15 protein-coding genes are annotated in these 18,328 nt (G+C 42.8%); 5 read left to right on the top strand and 10 right to left on the bottom strand.

The window, feature by feature from the left end; all coding sequences use genetic code 11:
* Positions 1 to 158: 158 nt before the first annotated feature.
* From PSBA01_RS06165 to rpmH, 8 genes are all read right to left on the bottom strand, one after another.
* Positions 159 to 833, bottom strand: a complete 675-nt coding sequence (locus tag PSBA01_RS06165) for a riboflavin synthase (protein ID WP_071002669.1) — start codon at positions 831 to 833, stop codon at positions 159 to 161.
* A 437-nt stretch (positions 834 to 1,270) separates the two neighbouring features.
* Positions 1,271 to 2,326 carry a bifunctional diaminohydroxyphosphoribosylaminopyrimidine deaminase/5-amino-6-(5-phosphoribosylamino)uracil reductase RibD gene (ribD, locus tag PSBA01_RS06160; protein WP_071002668.1) on the bottom strand — a complete coding sequence of 352 codons (1,056 nt, stop codon included), beginning with the start codon at positions 2,324 to 2,326 and terminating at the stop codon, positions 1,271 to 1,273.
* Between the two features lie 113 nt (positions 2,327 to 2,439).
* Positions 2,440 to 2,898 carry a transcriptional regulator NrdR gene (gene nrdR / locus PSBA01_RS06155; protein WP_071002667.1) on the bottom strand — a complete coding sequence of 153 codons (459 nt, stop codon included), beginning with the start codon at positions 2,896 to 2,898 and terminating at the stop codon, positions 2,440 to 2,442.
* An 87-nt stretch (positions 2,899 to 2,985) separates the two neighbouring features.
* The gene (mnmE, locus tag PSBA01_RS06150; RefSeq protein ID WP_093070253.1) at positions 2,986 to 4,422 is read right to left on the bottom strand and encodes a tRNA uridine-5-carboxymethylaminomethyl(34) synthesis GTPase MnmE; all 1,437 of its coding nucleotides are present in this window, start codon (positions 4,420 to 4,422) and stop codon (positions 2,986 to 2,988) included.
* A gap of 207 nt (positions 4,423 to 4,629) precedes the next feature.
* Positions 4,630 to 6,312, bottom strand: a complete 1,683-nt coding sequence (gene yidC, locus PSBA01_RS06145; RefSeq protein WP_093070251.1) for a membrane protein insertase YidC — start codon at positions 6,310 to 6,312, stop codon at positions 4,630 to 4,632.
* 215 nt (positions 6,313 to 6,527) lie between these two features.
* Complete coding sequence (gene yidD / locus PSBA01_RS06140; protein ID WP_093070248.1) at positions 6,528 to 6,896, bottom strand: membrane protein insertion efficiency factor YidD; 369 nt, start codon at positions 6,894 to 6,896, stop codon at positions 6,528 to 6,530.
* Between the two features lies 1 nt (position 6,897).
* Positions 6,898 to 7,269 carry a ribonuclease P protein component gene (gene rnpA / locus PSBA01_RS06135; protein ID WP_093070245.1) on the bottom strand — a complete coding sequence of 124 codons (372 nt, stop codon included), beginning with the start codon at positions 7,267 to 7,269 and terminating at the stop codon, positions 6,898 to 6,900.
* Between the two features lie 186 nt (positions 7,270 to 7,455).
* Positions 7,456 to 7,590, bottom strand: a complete 135-nt coding sequence (gene rpmH, locus PSBA01_RS06130; RefSeq protein WP_007394757.1) for a 50S ribosomal protein L34 — start codon at positions 7,588 to 7,590, stop codon at positions 7,456 to 7,458.
* A 589-nt stretch (positions 7,591 to 8,179) separates the two neighbouring features.
* Here rpmH and dnaA point away from each other — a divergent pair.
* The 5 genes from dnaA to PSBA01_RS06105 all read left to right on the top strand — a co-directional run bounded on the left by dnaA (position 8,180) and on the right by PSBA01_RS06105 (position 16,178).
* Positions 8,180 to 9,625, top strand: a complete 1,446-nt coding sequence (gene dnaA, locus PSBA01_RS06125; RefSeq protein ID WP_186475461.1) for a chromosomal replication initiator protein DnaA — start codon at positions 8,180 to 8,182, stop codon at positions 9,623 to 9,625.
* 159 nt (positions 9,626 to 9,784) lie between these two features.
* Positions 9,785 to 10,960 (top strand): DNA polymerase III subunit beta, encoded by a 1,176-nt coding sequence (gene dnaN / locus PSBA01_RS06120; protein ID WP_186475341.1) that lies wholly within the window; start codon positions 9,785 to 9,787, stop codon positions 10,958 to 10,960.
* Positions 10,961 to 11,089: 129 nt separating this feature from the next.
* Positions 11,090 to 12,319 carry a DNA replication/repair protein RecF gene (recF, locus tag PSBA01_RS06115; protein ID WP_093070238.1) on the top strand — a complete coding sequence of 410 codons (1,230 nt, stop codon included), beginning with the start codon at positions 11,090 to 11,092 and terminating at the stop codon, positions 12,317 to 12,319.
* Positions 12,320 to 12,851: 532 nt separating this feature from the next.
* Positions 12,852 to 15,482: a DNA topoisomerase (ATP-hydrolyzing) subunit B gene (gene gyrB / locus PSBA01_RS06110; RefSeq protein ID WP_093070236.1), complete on the top strand. Its 2,631-nt coding sequence runs from the start codon at positions 12,852 to 12,854 to the stop codon at positions 15,480 to 15,482.
* A 126-nt stretch (positions 15,483 to 15,608) separates the two neighbouring features.
* Positions 15,609 to 16,178: a manganese efflux pump MntP family protein gene (locus PSBA01_RS06105; protein WP_093070234.1), complete on the top strand. Its 570-nt coding sequence runs from the start codon at positions 15,609 to 15,611 to the stop codon at positions 16,176 to 16,178.
* A 107-nt stretch (positions 16,179 to 16,285) separates the two neighbouring features.
* Here PSBA01_RS06105 and rlmF read toward each other — a convergent pair whose 3' ends face one another.
* Together rlmF and PSBA01_RS06095 are read right to left on the bottom strand one after the other, a co-directional pair.
* On the bottom strand, positions 16,286 to 17,323 hold the full coding sequence (rlmF, locus tag PSBA01_RS06100) for a 23S rRNA (adenine(1618)-N(6))-methyltransferase RlmF (protein WP_186475340.1): 1,038 nt from the start codon (positions 17,321 to 17,323) through the stop codon (positions 16,286 to 16,288).
* Positions 17,324 to 17,388: 65 nt separating this feature from the next.
* Positions 17,389 to 18,081, bottom strand: a complete 693-nt coding sequence (locus tag PSBA01_RS06095; protein WP_186475339.1) for a LysE family translocator — start codon at positions 18,079 to 18,081, stop codon at positions 17,389 to 17,391.
* Positions 18,082 to 18,328 lie beyond the last annotated feature (247 nt).

The following is an 18,328-nucleotide window of genomic DNA, read 5'->3' as shown; positions in this document are numbered from 1 at the left end:
ATCCAATTTAAGAGCGGTACAAGGCAACCGAGTGCAGATGTATCTGTCATACTTCAAGCGAGGTTAACGATGTAACGCTTTTATAGTGGATTGACTATACTTTGATTTCGTAATATGGACAGGGTGAATATTTAAACAGGTAAGTACAGCCTCAAACGTTATTTCATAAAGCCATTATCTGCTAAAAAAGCTTCTGTAATTTGGCTTTGAGGATTTGCAGTATTCATACCACCAGATTGTGATTTATTTAGCAAACGCTCCAAATAGCGTGCAACGATATCCACCTCTATATTCACCTTACTGCCTACCAGCCAGTGTTTCGCAATATTAGTCACTTGTGCCGTATGCGGGATAATATTTAAAGAAACGATATTGTCACGTACCAGATTGGTAGTCAAACTAATCCCATCTACCGTGATAGAACCTTTGGTCGCTGTATAGTGCGCCAACTCTTGTGGTATCTCAATCTCAATATAAATAGAACGTGCGTCTTGCTGTAGTTTACTGACGACACCTACCCCATCCACGTGACCGGCAACAATATGGCCACCAAAACGAGTCGTTGGTAGCATCGCTTTTTCTAAATTGACCGTATGACCTGCTTTTAATGCTTCTAGCGCTGTTCGAGCAATAGTTTCACGTGAAACATCAACAGAGTAATGGTTATTACCTAGCTCTACAACAGTCAAACAGATACCGTTCGATGCAATAGAATCACCGAGCTTTACGTCGCTAAAATCTAGGTCGTTAGACTCTATTGTTAAGCGTATATCACCGCCCGTTGGTTGCATCGATTTTACGGTTCCAACGCTTTCTATAATTCCAGTAAACATATCATCCTCATCTCGTTATTATAATGCTGTTATAAACACATCACTTTATTTATCAAATACTTAACCAAATTTCTTAGTGCTGTCTTTCTGAGTACACTTCGCAGTGAAACACACGGGAAATGCAGGCGGTCATAGGATAGATTGTGGATAAGTAAGTATAAGTCAATAGAATATTCTTAAAGTCTTTATTAATTATAGAGTTATCCACAATGATGCTAAATTTAGTTTAGCGCTCGCAACGTAAGATTTAAAAAAACATAAGTTATTGATTAGTATATAATTTATCATAAAAACTCAAAAATAATCAGCTTTTCATGTTTCATGTGGAACAAAGTTGTACACAGTTTCATGTGGAACATTTAAAATAGTAACGTACTTATCCACATATAGTTCACATTATAAGCATTTTGCGGATAACAAAATCACAAATAAGCAACCTACAAAGGCAATAGCGTTAATTTAAGGTCAGAACCAAGTTTCTCATAATTATAAATATCGAAGCGCAACTGTTGAGCCAGTGAGATAGGATTGAAATTGACCATTGGTCGCGCTTGATCACCAAGGAGACAAGGCGCCTGATAAACAATCAATTCATCGACGAGCTGCTGACTCAAAAAACTTCCCGCAACGCCAGCACCCGCCTCCACCAAGACATCATAACACTGATGGTCTCTGACTAATGTTGCTAGTAAATCAGTGAGATCATCTGTGCGCCAATAAATCGTATCTGTACGGCGGCACAATTGATAATCAGACTGAGCACTGTGCTCTAAACGCTGACGTCTATCGAGCACTACAATCTGAGGTGATGGTATTTTTTCGGGTAATACGCCTAGTTTATTTGAACGCACGTTGAGCTGCGGATCATCAGCTATCACTGTCTCACTACCGGTTATGATTGCCCCACTTCGTGCGCGTATCTTTTGTACATCTTCGCGGGCTGCGTTTGATGTAATCCATTTTGACTCACCAGATGCCATCGCGGTGCGACCATCTAGGCTAGTCGCTATTTTTAATCTGACATATGGCATCTGAGTCCGCATGGCTTTTAAAAACCCGCGATTTAATGCTTCTGCCTGCTCCGTCAGTATGCCAACTGTCACTTCAATACCAGCTTGCTTAAGTAGCTTTACCCCGCGACCTGCCACCTGTGGATTGGGGTCTAGGCCGGCAATCACAACACGCTTTACATTAGCTTTAATAAGTGCCAACGCACACGGCGGTGTACGGCCTGTATGGCTGCATGGCTCTAGAGTCACATAAGCCGTTGCGCCCACTGCTCGATCGCCTGCTTCTTTTAATGCAAATACCTCTGCATGTGGCTCACCAGCTTTCGGATGAAACCCTTGACCGACCACTTCTTCAGTTTGGACGATGACACAACCTACTACTGGATTTGGCCTAGTAGTATATAAACCGAGCTTAGCTTGTTCGATAGCAAGCATCATAAAGTAGCGATCTTGCGCATCTTGAGAGTGATTTATAGTTGGCATAACAGTAGGCTTATGAATGATTGGTAATAATTACGGAGAATTTTATTTAATAATCTAAGCGCTTTGAACTCAAAATCAGTTTAATAGTTAGACATATTTATTGATGTACCAGCTTATTTGTCATTTGGACGGATATTGGCAATTTCCTGATGAAAAGCATCAATGTCTTGAAAGTCGCGATAGACGCTAGCAAAGCGCACATAGGCAACATCATCTAAAGTTTTTAGCTCACTCATGATGATTTCGCCCAAGACTTTACTACTGATTTCACGCTCACCCATCTGTCTGACGCGTTTTTCAACTCGGCTGATCATTGCTTCTTGCTCATCGATAGTGATGGGGCGCTTTTGCAAAGGCAATAAGATAGACCGACGCAGCTTTTCATTGTCGTAAGGTTCAATCTTGTTGCTGGATTTGATAATCCTTGGCATCACCACTTCTACCATCTCAAACGTTGTAAAACGCTCTTGGCAACTGTTGCATGAACGGCGGCGACGCACTTGCGCACCTTCTGCAGCAAGACGTGAGTCAATCACTTTTGTCTCTGATGCATTACAATACGGGCAGTGCATAGCAATTCCTTCTTTTATGACTAAGAATAAAAGCAAAACTTATGAGATAGACAAATGTATTGAGTAATAGATAGAGTTATTCAACCGTTATTTACCAATACAAAAACTACCAAATATTTTGCCAAGCAAATCATCAGCACTAAACTCACCTGTAATCTCACCCAAACTCTGCTGGGCCTGACGCAAGCTTTCAGCAACCAACTCACCTGCTTGGAATACCGTTAACTGCTCATGCGCCTCTGTTAAACAGTTGGCTGTCCGTCTGAGAGCATCTATATGACGAGTACGAGCGATTAAGCTATTTTCTGGTGGATGAAAACCTACCTTAGCGCATAGTGCTTCGACTAAATTATCGATACCAGCGCCTGTTTCACATGAAACATTAACTTGTTCGTAGCCTCTATCTTTGATTTCGGCTTGCATCGTAGAGGCAGATTTTTCGCTACTATCATCGCTCAGTAGATCACTTTTATTGGCAATGATGAGTAAGCGTTTGGCATCTGGCAGCTCGCCGAATAACTGCTCAGCCAATTGCAACGGTGTGCTTTCTTCTTCAACATCGCGAGTCACATCGTAAACCATCAGCAGCATATCAGCTTGGGTAATGGCGGTACGGGCACGTTCAATGCCGATACGCTCTACGGTATCCTCTGTATCACGTAAGCCTGCCGTATCGGTAAGGTGAAGTGTCAAACCATTGAGCACGACCGTCTCTTGTAACGTATCACGCGTGGTGCCAGCGACATCGGTCACGATAGCACGTTCTTGCCCTGCTAGACGATTTAGCAGGCTTGATTTACCAGCATTTGGCCTACCTGCTAGGACAACATGGATACCATCACGTAAGAGCTGACCTTGCTTTGCTGTGGCTAAGACTTGCTGTATCTTATCTTGCGTTTGCTCAAGTTTGCTCTGTATCACGCCGTCAGATAAAAAATCGACATCCTCTTCATCAGGGAAATCAATGGCAGCCTCAACGTGCAAGCGCAAATGAATCAACTGTTCTAATAGCTGGTTTATTTTTTGGGAGAACTCACCACTTAGTGAACGAATCGCACTACTCGCGGCCGCCGCACTGGTCGCATCAATCGCATCAGCGATCGCCTCTGCCTGCACCAAATCCAACTTATCGTTATCAAAAGCGCGATAAGAAAACTCTCCGGCACTCGCTTGTTTGGCGCCTAATTCAAATACACGTGCAAGCAACTGGTTCTGTAAAATAACGCCGCCATGCCCTTGCAGCTCAATCACATCTTCACCCGTGAATGAGTGCGGACTTTTAAAGAACAGTACGAGCCCTTCATCAATAACGGTGCCATCCGCCTGATAAAAGCGGCAGAAGCTAGCCATACGCGGCGTAAAAGCAGATTTACCCGTCAGCGCGCAGGCCATGGCGTAAGCACGGCTACCTGACAGACGTATAACACCCACACCCCCTCGCCCGAGTGGCGTTGCAATCGCAGCAATCGTGGCGAGTCCCGATGTATTAGATTTTTCAGAATGATTCGGTGTGGCTAATGCCATCTCTAAGGAATCCACAATAACTCTCAATAACTAAAAATCCCATTATAGACGTCTGTGCTCATAGTGACAAAGCAAACTTTGAAACGCGGCCTAATCGTTGATATTTTCTCTTTAATGTTGATAAGCTGTGGATAACATTTTAGCACTTATAAAAAAACCACCGCTTGCGCGATGGTTTTTGTTTTTATCCTTCTGATAGAGCGTCAATTAGTCAACTATTTTTACCGTGCGACGTTTCTGCTCTTCTTCGACTTTCTTATTTACAATATATTGCTGAGTCATACTGAACAAGTTGTTCACTGTCCAATATAGTACCAAACCTGCTGGGAAGAATAGCATGAATGCGGTAAAGATAATTGGCAAGAACTTCATCACTTTTGCTTGCATTGGATCTGCTGGCTGCGGATTCAACTGCTGCTGGATGAACATGGAAACACCCATCAATAGCGGCAAGATGAACCAAGGATCCATGGCTGAAAGATCGCGAATCCACAAAATCCAAGGCGCATGACGCAGCTCGACACTCTCTACGAGCACCCAATACAAAGCTAAGAAAATTGGCATCTGCATCAAGATAGGTAGACAACCCGCCATCGGATTGACATTCTCTTCTTTGTAGATGGCCATCATTTCTTGCGACATTTTCATGCGGTCGTCGCCATGCTCTTCTTTTAGCGTTTTTAGTCTCGGCGCAATAGCGCGCATTTTTGCCATTGAATAATAGCTCTTATTAGAGAACCACATCAAAGCAATTTTGACTAAAATGGTGAGGATAATGATTGACCAACCCCAGTTACCCACAACTTTATGCACACCTTCCAAGATAGCAAACAAGACTTTCGATATTGGCCACAATAAACCGTAATCAACCGTCTTATTCAGACCAACTGCCACATCTTTTAGCTCAGACTGTACTTTTGGACCTGCGTACAGTGTGGCATCCAACGTCACTTGCTTATTCGGTGCGACATTGACTGGCTGACTGTTAAAGCCGATAAAGTAGTCGTTACCAGTCTCGCGGGTAAAGAATTTACCCGTGAAGTTTTCAGGCGTCCATGCAGAGACAAAGTAATGCTGTACGATGCCAACCCAACCTTTATCACTGGTCGTCGTCAACTCACCATCGCTGAAGTCTTTAAACTTCAGTTTATTGTATGGATCATCTGGCGTACCCCACGCACCACCTAGATAAGTCGCCATGCTCAGCGCGCCTTTATCAGACATGCCAGGATCTTTACTATCGTCGCGTTTTAGCTGCGCAAACATCTGACCTTGCCACGCATTGGTAGAGGCGTTTTGAATTTTGTAGCTAATATCGATCGGATATTTGTTTTCAGTAAAGGTGAATGTCTTGGTGATTGTCACGCCATCTTTTTTGTAAGTAAGCGGTACTGACAATGTCTGTTGCCCTGCTTCCATTACATAATTGTTGGCGGTGTGGCTATAAATCGCACGGCCTTCTGCCGTATCAATACCATTTTGACCAATCAAGCCAGACTGAGCCACGTATACACGGTTGCTGTTGTTTTCTAGCAATACGAAAGGCTTATCGCTATCGAGCGTCGCGTCATACTGCTTGAGCGCAGCATAGACAATATCACCGCCTTCTGGGTTGATTTTGATTTCATAGCGATCGGTTGTTACCGTGATTAATCCTGTGTCCTTTGCAGGGGTCGCTGTCACAGCTGCGTTATCCACAGGTAGGGTCTGAACCGGAATATCGCCTGCGGCACCAGTGGTAGAAGGAATGTCAGCACCTACTGAACTTGTAGTTTCTGGCACTGCTTCTACAGCTGGTGCATCGGCATAATCATCTCGCCATGCCAAAATCAGCAGATAAGCGGTAATTAGCATCGCAATGATGATCATCACCCGAAATATCTTTTGCATAAACCTTTCCTAGATTAAAAATTAGGGAATGAAAAATTAGGGCATGTGTCATGACTGTATTGCATAGTTATCATCATGATCGATAACCGCGTTGAGAGTCATTTACATAAAATGTGCATCATTTTACTAAAAATCTGCTTCAAATGATACCAAGAGTGTGGATAACTTGTGGGTAAGTCATTGAAGATGATATCTAAAGCCCGAAGTTATGATTTTTATGTTGTCTTCATTAAGTAGTTAAGACGTGGCACATACCCCTGACGATCTCGGTAAACACCCCATCCTCTACTATCGCTACTCGTTGTAGAAGGTATATATTGATACCGATAAGAAGATAAAGGGAGCGGGACAAAATCAATGCCGTGTCCACCAAGCGGATGACATTTACTAAGACGTTTTAACAGCAACCAACTACCTACACGAGTGCCATGCCACGCCAAAGCTTGTTTACCATAGTTTGAACAGGTGGGATAGTAACGGCAGCGAGCAGGTATGATAGGGCTAATTATTTTTTGATAAAATTTTATTATATTTAATATAAAAACAAAAATTATTTTATTTATTAAAACTAATAATTTTTTCATTTTATTTTTTTTCTATTTTTTTAAAAATATTATTTATTTCTTTTTTTAATTCTTTATTATCAATATCCTTTATCGATTTTTTTACTATAAAAACAATATCTTTATTTTCTAATTTAAAAGCTTTTGTACGGAACTGCTCACGGATATGTCGTTTAATCAAATTTCGAACGACAGCAGTAGGCACTTTACGCTTAGTAATCGCCATACCGATACGTGGCTTGTCACAGGCACTGGGTCTCACAAACGCCATCAAGTGGCTCTGATGTATCTTACGCTCAGGTGCGTCAAACACTTCACGAAAAGCTGCTGGTGTCAGTAGGCGCTGCTCTTTAGTAAAATTGGCTGTAGGTGTAGCTAAAAGAGATTTGGGCATGGTATGACCTAATATGATAGGGAATGGCGATATTAAAGATAATAGCAAAATATAGAAACAAAAAAAGCGCCGATGCGGGCGCTTTTAATATATGGCTAAGTGTCAGTTGTGATGATTGACTATTGCAATCTATAAACAATAGGAGCACAACAAGCAATATTAGCCATGCTTATCGCTATCTACTGATTATACAGTTAGACGATGACGTCCTTTAGCACGGCGACGAGCTAAGACCTGACGGCCTTTTTTAGTTGCCATACGAGCACGGAAACCGTGAGTACGTTTACGCTTGATCACGCTTGGTTGGAATGTACGTTTCATAACTCACCTATCAAAATAATGGACTAAATTCGTAATAACGGAGGATTATACCATCCAGTATAGTTTTGGTCAATAAACTAATTTAGCCTGTTTTCAGAGATTCAGTTTCTGCTATCAGATTGCTAGATATTATTTGTTCAATACTTCCGTTTTGTTTAATCAGTGTTTTTAGTTGACAGTAAATAATTTCTGAAGTTATCCACAGTTTTGCATGAAATCTATAATAATAATTAATTAATATATATAGAGTTGTTGTTATTGGGGCTTTACTTATCTGTGGCTAACTCCACTTTATCCTTATTTATCAAAACACTAGGCTATGGGTAAGGTTGTGGATAACCTGTGGGCTAAATATGGATAACTTATCTTGTAGAGTTATCCACAAAACTATCCACAGTCTTATCCCCAAAAAACAAGGTTTTATCCACAGGGTATTTATGTTAGATTAGCCCCTACTTCGTGTGTGGCTTCTCATAACTTTCCAGTGTGACTTTTAACATAGTTAATCACTGTTGATACCAAGTATTTCTGTAGAAGGTCAGGCTATTAAAGTTAATTATTATTGCAAATTATAGGGTTAGTATTTTTCATGATAGACACAGCAAATATTTGGGATAAATGTCTGAACGATTTGCGCTATAACGTTAAAGACAACGTTTTTACCATGTGGCTGAGACCTCTATCAGCTTATCAAGAAGCACAAACTCTGATCATTCTTGCGCCTAATGATTATTTTGTCACGTATATTAAAAAGAACCATCTTCAAGATATTCAGCAATTGGTTGCTAAGCACAGTCAAGGTAGCATTGAGGAGGTTGTTGTCCGTGTTGATAATGCTGGACGTGAGGTAGACGATAGTCAGCAGACAAAAACAGGATCATTATTTTTGGAGGATAAGCCCTCCCCTACTCCATCTGAGCATAAATTTGAATCTATCCATCATAATAATTCAAAAGCAGGTATCGACGCTAATATGCGTCAGGGAGAACTGATCGACTCAGTGGATGCCAAGTCATTAAGCTATCTCAACCCTGACTTTACTTTTGAGACATTCGTCACTGGTAAGTCCAACAATCTGGCCTACAAAGCTTGTTACGAGCTTGGTAAAAAACAATCAAAAAATCGACACAATCCTTTATTTATATATGGACCTTCTGGATTAGGAAAAACGCATTTAATGCATTCTGTAGCACATCGATATCTAAAAAATAATCAAAGTTTTTATTATTTTACTTCTGAAAAATTTATAAACCAATTGGTTTATTCATTAAGAAATAATAAAATAGAAGATTTTAAAAAGAAAATAAAAAAAGTAGATTTATTAATTGTAGATGATATTCACGTCTTAGCAGGAAAGACCAAAAGCAGTAATGAATTTTTAACATTGTTTGCAGATTTTACCAGTGGTGACAAACAACTGATTTTGGCTTCTGATCGTCATCCATCACAAATGACGGAATTTGATGAACGCTTTAGATCGCGATTTTCTTGGGGATTGACAGTCGCAGTTGACCCTCCTGAGATTGATACTCGCGTGCAAATTTTGCAGAAAAAAGCCGCTTCTTATGGCATGGTGCTGCCTAAAGAGTGTGCATTGTTTATCGCTCAAAACGTGGTATCCAATGTCAGACGTTTGGAGGGTGCTCTCAATCAAGTTTTTGCAAATGCCAATTTGACAGGTGCACAGATTACTCTTGAGATGGTGCAATACGCGTTAAAAGACATCGTTGCTATGCGTGTACAAGCCGTAAATATGGATAATATCCGAAAAATAGTCGCTGAATACTATGATGTAACGGTGAAAGACATTATTGGGCGTAAACGTACGCGTAGCATCGCCAGACCTCGCCAAATAGCGATGGCCTTATCGCGTGAGTTAACAGGTGATAGTTTTCCTGAAATTGGTCAATCATTTGGTGGACGTGACCATACTACAGTGATGCACGCTTGCGATAAAGTAAATGAATTACGAGCAGCAGATCCAGCGTTTGACAAGGATTATAAGACGCTAGCGTTGATGTTACAGGCAGGTTAGTAGAGTAAGTCTTCACTGTATTTTAGGGAGAAAATATCGTTTATAATATTGAAAATATAAGCAGATAGATGCTCTGTAGATTATAGTCGGTAGACAAGGTATTATTAGACGATTACGTCAAATTTTTATAAAAAATCATTCAAATAAGAGTAACTAAGCATGCAATTATCGATCAATCGAGAATCGTTACTAAAAGCTATCAACTTGATCGCCAAAGCCGCTGATAAACGCCATAATATGGTGATATTGGGTAATATTAAGCTGCAGTTATCAGAGTCCGAGCTTATCTTGACAGCCTCAGATTTAGAAGTGGAGCTGACATCGACCTTGAAATTGCCTGCTGGTGCTTGTGTTGAAGCAGGAACAACGACGCTACCTGCAACAAAACTAAAAGATATTTGTAAGTCTTTACCTGCACAAGCCCAAGTTAACCTAGCGACTCAAGCGAATGAGCGTTGTCTACTTACCAGTGGCAAGAGCCGTTTCACGCTAGGTACCTTACCCAGTGAAGACTATCCAAGCTTGGGCAATCCTGAAAATATCACGCCGTTGAACATCAGCCGTAGTCGCTTGACAGATTTGATTCACAAAACTCAGTTTGCGATGGCAATTCAAGATGTACGTTATTATTTGACGGGTATGCTGTTTGATGTTTCACAGCAGCAGCTGACGACCGTTGCGACTGACGGACATAGATTGGCCTTGGCACGTAGCGTTATAGATGTGAGTGCTGATCTGAGCATGCAGGCTATCTTGCCACGTAAGGCAGTGATCGAGCTTGAGCGTTTGGCGACTGAGCTTGGCAAAATGCTAGGGGATAAGGACAATGCAGTGACGCTGAGTTTTGGGCGTGAGTTTTTGCAAGTGAGCTTACCATTTGGCGATGTAGATAGTGCAGGGCAAGTCAGCCAAAACCTAATGGTGACGTTTACTGCCCGTTTGATTGATGGCAAATTCCCTGATTATCGCCGCGTCATGCCAAGCAATACAGATAAGCTCGCGTTATTTAATCAAGAAAAAATGACTGACGTATTACGCCGGGTTGCGATTTTGAGTAATGAGAAGTCGCGCGGTGTGGTCTTTAATTTTGCCAGTGATGGTATGGTAGAGGTACGTGCCAACAATGCTGAGCAAGATGAAGCCGTGGAGATGATACAAGCCAAATATCAGGGCGAACCAATGGAGTTATCATTCAATGCTGCGTATCTACAAGATGTGCTAAGTGTTATTCAAGGTGATTTGCAGATGCATATGAGCCAATCGAATGCTTCAGTGTTGGTCAATCAGCTTAATGATGAGTTCCATCAATACGTCATCATGCCGATGCGTATATAGTCTGATTTTTTGCACATCATACAGCATTGAACCGCGCTAGCATCTTTTAAGTATTTACGCGGACAGCTTAAATTTAAATAAACTTTTGCTTGCTTTGAAAGCTGAAAATAATGGGCGGCTATCGATATCATGATTGAACGTCTACAAGTATCAAATCTGCGCAACCTCACACAAGTTAATTTGCAGTCGACCGTTTGCAACGTTGTCATCGGTGCAAATGGTAGCGGCAAAACCTCTTTACTTGAAGCGATATTCTTATTATCGAGAGGCAAAAGCTTTCGCCATCACCAGCCAAAACGTTATATACAGCATCATCAAAACCATGCAACGGTCTATGCTAAGCTCAATGATGATCGTACGTTGGCCATTCAAAAACAAGCAGATGCGACAACCATTCTGCGTCTTAATCAAGCGACTGTCTACAATCAAAGTATATTGACTGAGCAGCTGCCCACGCTATTGATAGATCCCTCAACGATGGATATGTTAGAGCAGGGTAGTGCCAGTCGTCGCCAGCTATTAGATTGGTTGGTGTTTCACATGAAACAAGGTTTCCACCCACAATGGGTCGCCTATCAACGCCTGTTAAAACAGCGCAATAGTTTACTAAAAAAGACTCGTCAATTGACGCAAGTCCAGCTAGCTGAGCTAAAGTCTTGGGATAAAGGACTAAGTAATCATGCGGCATTGATACATCATTATCGTGAGCAAGTATTTACTGAGTGGCAGCCTTATTTTGCCAAAAGTGTTCTGCAATTGTTGCCGTCTTATGCTGAGAAATTGAGCCTAAGTTATAACGCTGGCTATGACACTAATGTCGCGCTTGATGTACAGCTTAATGAGCGATTAGAGCAGGATTTACAGTTAGGATATACCCGTATAGGCAATCATCGGGCTGATATCCACGTACATTGGCGCTCTGATAATACTGTACGGTCTGATGATGTTATAGATAGTCAGGCGACAAATACAAATACAGCGTCCTCAAACCATGAGGTAAATGCTAAATTACCAACTCTAAAAGAGCAGGCAGCAAATGTATTGTCCCGCGGTGAAAAGAAGCTGCTTATTACTGCGCTACGCTTATCACAACTACCATTACTGCTCAATGATAATAAATATAGCGCTTCGTTCGCTAATAACTCAACATCGAGAGCGACTCCTGTCGTGCTACTAGATGACATCACCGCAGAGCTAGACGATAGGGCGATAGGTATTCTTTTATCAACATTAGCGCAGCTGCCTTGTCAGGTGTTCATGACCAGCTTGACGGATGATATCGTACATCTGGTTAATGAGTTATGGTCAAAACCTAGGTTGTTTCACGTGAAACAAGGTCAGATATGGTCTGTTGATTAATTCCTGTTGATTAATTCTTAATCGCTTATCATCACTTTAAGCATTTTCCTGCCTACTTATAACGCCTTTTATGCGTCCTTTACTGAGTATCACAGTCACGACTATTACTTATACTAGCTATTAGACAAAGACACCGACTCATAAGTCGTAAAACTCCCAGTAAACAGTGACTTACAGACAAAAAAATGCTAAAATAACCCTTTATTTTTGTCCTGTTCTCAGCAATTTATTCGATAGCATCATATAACAGACTTCTATTTTTTATTTCTTTATAAGTAATTGATAATTAAATATTTTATTTATTTCAATAGTTTTAACAATGGCTAGAAAAACAAAGACTATTACTAATAAGTAATTTGCCAATTTTATCTCTATGCAGCCTTTTTTAGGCTAACGGTGGTTAGTAGTTTAGCCGCTCATATGCACTCTAAGTGATGAATAATAGAAGTTGGTTTTAAGATGCCATCATGAGGTGCATTTTTATAAGTGCGCTGATAAAAACGGCTGATTATGGCTAGATTAAGGAATGTACATGAGTGATTCATTACCTATTGACCACGAGCAATTGATAGACGACAGTGCTACTGAAGCCGCTGTATCTACTGTAGTTTCAGAAGTATTACCTTCTGATTATAGTTCTAAGGATATCCGTGTACTACGTGGGCTAGAGGCTGTACGCGTGCGCCCTGGTATGTATATTGGTGACACTGACGATGGCACAGGCTTGCATCATATGGTCTTTGAGGTCGTGGATAACTCTATTGATGAGGCGCTGGCCGGTCACTGTGATCAGATTGATATCATCATTCACGAAGACGAGTCTGTCAGTGTGATGGATAATGGCCGCGGTGTACCAGTCGATATCCATCCAGAGGAAGGGGTGTCAGCGGCGCAGGTCATCATGACAGTCCTGCATGCAGGCGGTAAGTTCGATGATAATAGCTATAAAGTCTCAGGCGGTCTGCATGGTGTTGGGGTATCGGTCGTCAATGCGTTGTCTAAAAAGCTTGAGATGAATATCTGGCGTGAAGGCTATCATTACCGTCAGACCTATACTGATGGTGTACCTGACGCTGATATTCAGCAGATGGAAGCGACCGATCAAACCGGTACGCAAATCCGCTTTTATCCAAGCAGCGACGTATTCACCGGCACAGTCTTTGAATATGATATTTTGGCAAAACGCCTACGCGAGCTGTCATTTTTGAACTCCGGTGTGCGTATCGTTCTGACCGATGAGCGTATTGATAAGCGTCGTGAGTTTGAGCATAAAGGCGGCTTACTAGAGTTTGTCAGCTATATCAATGCAGGCAAAGACGGTATTAATGAAGTATTCCATTTTACCAGTCAGCAAGACGATGGTATCAGTGTCGAAGTCGCGCTGCAGTGGACCGATACGTATAACGAAAAAGTATTGTGTTTCACCAATAACATTCCGCAAAAAGATGGCGGTACGCATTTATCAGGTTTCCGCTCAGCCCTGACACGCGGCTTAAACAGCTACATGGATCGTGAGAATTTATTCAAAAAAGAAAAAGTCGCGGCGACTGGCGATGATGCTCGTGAAGGTCTAACGGCTATTGTCTCGGTGAAAGTGCCTGATCCAAAATTCTCAAGCCAGACCAAAGACAAGCTGGTCTCAAGTGAAGTGAAATCTGCTGTCGAATCAGCGATGCATGATAAGTTCAATGATTATCTGCTAGAAAACCCAAGCGCTGGTAAAGCCATTGCTAATAAAATCATGGAAGCTGCTCGTGCGCGTGATGCGGCCCGTAAAGCGCGAGAGATGACTCGCCGAAAGACGACTCTGGATATTGCAGGTCTGCCGGGTAAGTTGGCTGACTGCCAAGAAAAAGATCCAGTACTATCTGAGCTATATATTGTGGAGGGTGACTCTGCAGGTGGCTCAGCGAAGCAAGGTCGTAGCCGTAAGACTCAAGCGATTTTGCCGCTAAAAGGTAAAATTTTGAACGTTGAGCGTGCACGTTTTGACAAAATGCTATCGTCCGCTGAAGTGGGTAACCTGATCACGGCACTTGGCTGTGGTATCGGCCCTGATGAGTATAATCCAGATAAAGTACGCTACCATAAAATCATCATCATGACCGATGCCGATGTGGATGGCTCACACATTCGTACCCTGCTGCTGACATTCTTTTTCCGTCAAACGCCTGAGCTGATCGAGCGTGGCTATGTATATATCGCCCAGCCGCCGCTATATAAAGTGAAAAAGGGTCGTCAAGAGCTTTATCTCAAAGATGATGAGGCGCTAAAAGCGTATCTATTGTCATCAACCATTGATAGTACCAAGCTACATGTTAGTGCGGATGCGCCTGCTATTACAGGGCAAGCGCTTGAATCATTGCTGAATGATTATAACCAAACTCAGCTGATCAAAGCGCGTTTGCAGATTCGCTTCCCAGCGGTCATCTTGGATGCGTTGACGCATACGCCAAAGCTATCCGTTGATATGACTTATGATGAGTCTGCGATGCAGGACTGGCAAAAAGCCATGCAGGCTCAGCTTGACGTCTTTGGTAGTGAGTTAAATCCTGAGATTGAGTTGGTCAATATTCATGCACCGCAGTCACAAGATATGGATTCAGCGGCTGCCGATCTATTGGGTATGACACCTGCAATTGGCACTGAGGCCGCAAGCACCGCAGAAGGCGAAGCATCAGACAATGAGGCTTTATCTACTAAGGCGCAGTGGCTACCACGTGTCACAGTCTATGTGCATCAATTGGCACACCATTATCTGTTAGATGCTAGCTTTATCAACTCAAGTGAGTATGGCAAATTATTACGTCTATCAAGCGAGTGGAATACCCTGCTTGAGAGTGATGCCTTTATCCGCCGTGAAGCAAGTGCGGGCACGACTAAAGATATTCCAGTACGTGACTTCGATTATCTCTGGCAGCAAATGATGCTCGACGCGCGTCGTGGTCTGGCTATCCAGCGCTACAAAGGTCTAGGTGAGATGAACGCCGACCAGCTATGGGATACCACGATGGATCCAGAAAACCGTCGTATGCTACGTGTCACTATCGAAGATGCGATTGCCGCTGATCATATGTTTACCTGCTTGATGGGTGATCATGTCGAGCCACGTCGTGTCTTTATTGAAGAAAATGCGTTAACCGTCTCAAATCTAGATATCTAATTTTGAAACTGATCAGTAACAACGTATAAAAATACCGCTTCGTCTATCGAAGCGGTATTTTTGTTTCACGTGGAACCTTTTTTATAAAGCTAATCATACCTGCTATTCGAGTTAAGAGAAAATACCATGATTGAAGTAGTGCTGCTCGCGATTGCACTCGCGATGGATGCGTTTGCCGTATCGATAGGACTGGGCGCAAAGTCACAGAAACAAAGCCAGCAATATGCACGTCATCTCGCTATTTATGCCGCATTATATTTCGGTATCGCGCAGGGTGTGATGCCGCTCATTGGCTATTTATTGGGTGCAGCGCTGTTGGGATGGTTGGCGGCGGCCGCGCCTTGGATTGGCGGTATCATCTTAATTGCGCTGGGTGGCAAGATGCTGTACGAAGTGCTCAGTGGTGAGGATGACGAAGAAGATATTGACGTGGGCGGTAGTGTCATTAGCCATCGCACCATGTTTACCCTTGCTATTGCTACCAGTATTGACGCCATGGCAGCAGGATTTACGCTAAATTTATTGGCCTTGAACGCGTGGTTAGCTTGCTTGATTATCGCGGTCGTAACGGCGGTGTTTGGCTGGCTCGGGGTCTATTTAGGACGACGCTCTGGTACATGGCTGGAGGATAAGGCAGAAGCATTGGGCGGTGTAGTGCTGATTGCGATTGGTATCAAAGTCATGTTCTTTGGCTAATCTATTTAGAGTTTCACTTAGCCTTTATGCAAAAAGCACCGCCTTGAATATCAAAGCGGTGCTTTTTTTGTTTCACGTGAAACTTAGGCGTGTTAGGTATTCAACGACTATTCTTCGTCGGTATCAAAGCGCCACGCGAGTACACGAGTGCTCTTTTGACCTTGGCTCATCTCAATGATACGCATCTGCGCGACATTAAGCTGCTTTAATAGTAGTTGTAAAGGTTTCACGTTTTCAGATTTTGATACTAACGTCGTGAACCAGCCGACATGCTCAGCATAGCTTTGGCTTTCTTTTGCCATCTTGGTCAAAAACGCAATCTCGCCACCTTCACTCCACAATTCTTTATGCTGACCACCGAAGTTTAGGTTTTGCGCCGCGTTACCTGACTTGGTTGAATGACGGCTGATTTGCTCGCTTTCATTTTTACCGCGATGGCGTTGCAGGTTGTGCTGCTTGCGGCTATTGGCTTCCATCGCTTCTTCTAATGACGCATGAAACGGTGGGTTACACACCACCACATCGAAATAATCTTGACGACCAATGATGTTTTTAAAGATGAACTTAGGCTCAGGCTGTAGCTTTACTTTGACCGCGCTTTTTAGCTTAGGATTGGCGTCACAAATGAGGGTGGCAGTATTGACCGAAACTGGATCAATATCGCTTGCGGTAAATCGCCAGCCGTAGCTTTGGCTACCGACAATCGGATAGATCGCACTGGCACCAGTACCGATATCAAGGGCGTGAATGTCTTTACCCGTTGGCGGTGTGTTGTCGGCATTCACGTGCGTGGTTTGCGCGAGTAAATCCGCAATATAGTGAATATAATCGGCACGCCCAGGAATTGGCGGACATAGATAGCCGTCAGGAATATCCCAAAACTTAACGCCGTAATAGTGCGCCAGTAATACTTTGTTCAGCACACGAACCGACTGATGATCCGAGAAATTAATCGTGGGCTCGCCTTTGGGGTTAGTGATGGTATGCTCAGCAAGCTCAGGCAACGCGCGAGTCAATACGGCAAAGTCGTAACGACCTTGATGTGGATTGCGCGGATGCAATTGACCAAGTTTTTTGGCGGTCGCAGGCGATCGGTTTCTGTGTTTACTATTGGCAGGATTACGGGTCATGGGCTTACTTGTCATAATGTCAGGCTACGATATATGGATATAAGTCAGCAGTGTAGCAGATTTCACCGCTCGCAAATGAGTTATCGATGACGCAAGATCAGGTTGAGCCCCAATACGATCATCGCAGACCCCAACACACGGTCGATCCAATGCTCAAAACGCTGAAATCGTCGATGAATCGCAGGGGCAGAGAGTAGCATCACCACGGTGCTAAACCAGGCCATCTGCAAGACCATCATCCAGACGCCATAAATCGCCAATTGCCAAAGTGGGATGTCTGGCGATAGGACAAGGGTAAAAATCGCCACAAAATAGACAGGCGCTTTTGGGTTGAAGACATTGCAGAAAAACCCGCGACGCAATGTGGTAAAAGTATCATTAGGCGTTGTAAATTTGGTATGAGTAGAGGCGTCTTGCTTTGCTTGTAAATGATCAATAGGTGCGTTCTCTTGCGTTACTGACGCTGTTAGTTCTACTGGCTTTTTAGGTTTGGCCTGAATGCCTTGCCACCCTAGATAGATCAAATAGCCGCCACCTAGCCATTTAATCGCGTTCAATAGCGGCTGCGAGTGGGCAATCACCGTTGCCAATCCTAGCACTGAATAGATAATGTGTACAGACAGCCCCAAGGTAATACCCAAACTACAAATCAAACCAGTACGTCGACCCTTAGCTAAGGTCTGCTGCGAGACCAACACAAAATCAGGACCTGGTGGAGCGGCTGCCAGCAAGTGAACGCTCGTGATTAGCAAAAACCCATGCCAAAACTCCATAAAACCCTCTGTACCCTATCCAGTCTGAATCATAGTTGCACTTATCACAAATGAGGTCAACTTTTATCTATTATCGCGCCATTCGAGTCATTGCTATCGCTTGTGTTATGGTTATATGCTGTCTATATTAAATGAAGTATTAAAAATAGTCCTATCGACAAATCGCTATAAATAAGCGATCAAGATTCGACGATATAACTAGGGCGTGTTGAACATTCGCAAATAGGCACTGCTGATTGCTAAAATT

This window comes from Psychrobacter sp. KCTC 72983 (assembly GCF_014280455.1).
GTDB lineage: Bacteria > Pseudomonadota > Gammaproteobacteria > Pseudomonadales > Moraxellaceae > Psychrobacter > Psychrobacter pacificensis.
This window is presented reverse-complemented; position numbering and strand designations above follow the sequence as displayed.

Excerpts from the sequence above, each read along its gene's own strand:
- rnpA (WP_093070245.1), bottom strand. The coding sequence starts at position 7,269 with ATGCCCAAATCTCTTTTAGCTACACCTACAGCCAATTTTACTAAAGAG.
- dnaN (WP_186475341.1), top strand. The coding sequence starts at position 9,785 with ATGCAATTATCGATCAATCGAGAATCGTTACTAAAAGCTATCAACTTG.
- mnmE (WP_093070253.1), bottom strand. The coding sequence starts at position 4,422 with ATGGCATTAGCCACACCGAATCATTCTGAAAAATCTAATACATCGGGA.
- rpmH (WP_007394757.1), bottom strand. The coding sequence starts at position 7,590 with ATGAAACGTACATTCCAACCAAGCGTGATCAAGCGTAAACGTACTCAC.
- dnaA (WP_186475461.1), top strand. The coding sequence starts at position 8,180 with ATGATAGACACAGCAAATATTTGGGATAAATGTCTGAACGATTTGCGC.
- yidD (WP_093070248.1), bottom strand. The coding sequence starts at position 6,896 with ATGAAAAAATTATTAGTTTTAATAAATAAAATAATTTTTGTTTTTATA.
- PSBA01_RS06105 (WP_093070234.1), top strand. The coding sequence starts at position 15,609 with ATGATTGAAGTAGTGCTGCTCGCGATTGCACTCGCGATGGATGCGTTT.
- recF (WP_093070238.1), top strand. The coding sequence starts at position 11,090 with ATGATTGAACGTCTACAAGTATCAAATCTGCGCAACCTCACACAAGTT.
- nrdR (WP_071002667.1), bottom strand. The coding sequence starts at position 2,898 with ATGCACTGCCCGTATTGTAATGCATCAGAGACAAAAGTGATTGACTCA.
- PSBA01_RS06165 (WP_071002669.1), bottom strand. The coding sequence starts at position 833 with ATGTTTACTGGAATTATAGAAAGCGTTGGAACCGTAAAATCGATGCAA.
- ribD (WP_071002668.1), bottom strand. The coding sequence starts at position 2,326 with ATGCCAACTATAAATCACTCTCAAGATGCGCAAGATCGCTACTTTATG.
- PSBA01_RS06095 (WP_186475339.1), bottom strand. The coding sequence starts at position 18,081 with ATGGAGTTTTGGCATGGGTTTTTGCTAATCACGAGCGTTCACTTGCTG.
- yidC (WP_093070251.1), bottom strand. The coding sequence starts at position 6,312 with ATGCAAAAGATATTTCGGGTGATGATCATCATTGCGATGCTAATTACC.
- rlmF (WP_186475340.1), bottom strand. The coding sequence starts at position 17,323 with ATGACAAGTAAGCCCATGACCCGTAATCCTGCCAATAGTAAACACAGA.
- gyrB (WP_093070236.1), top strand. The coding sequence starts at position 12,852 with ATGAGTGATTCATTACCTATTGACCACGAGCAATTGATAGACGACAGT.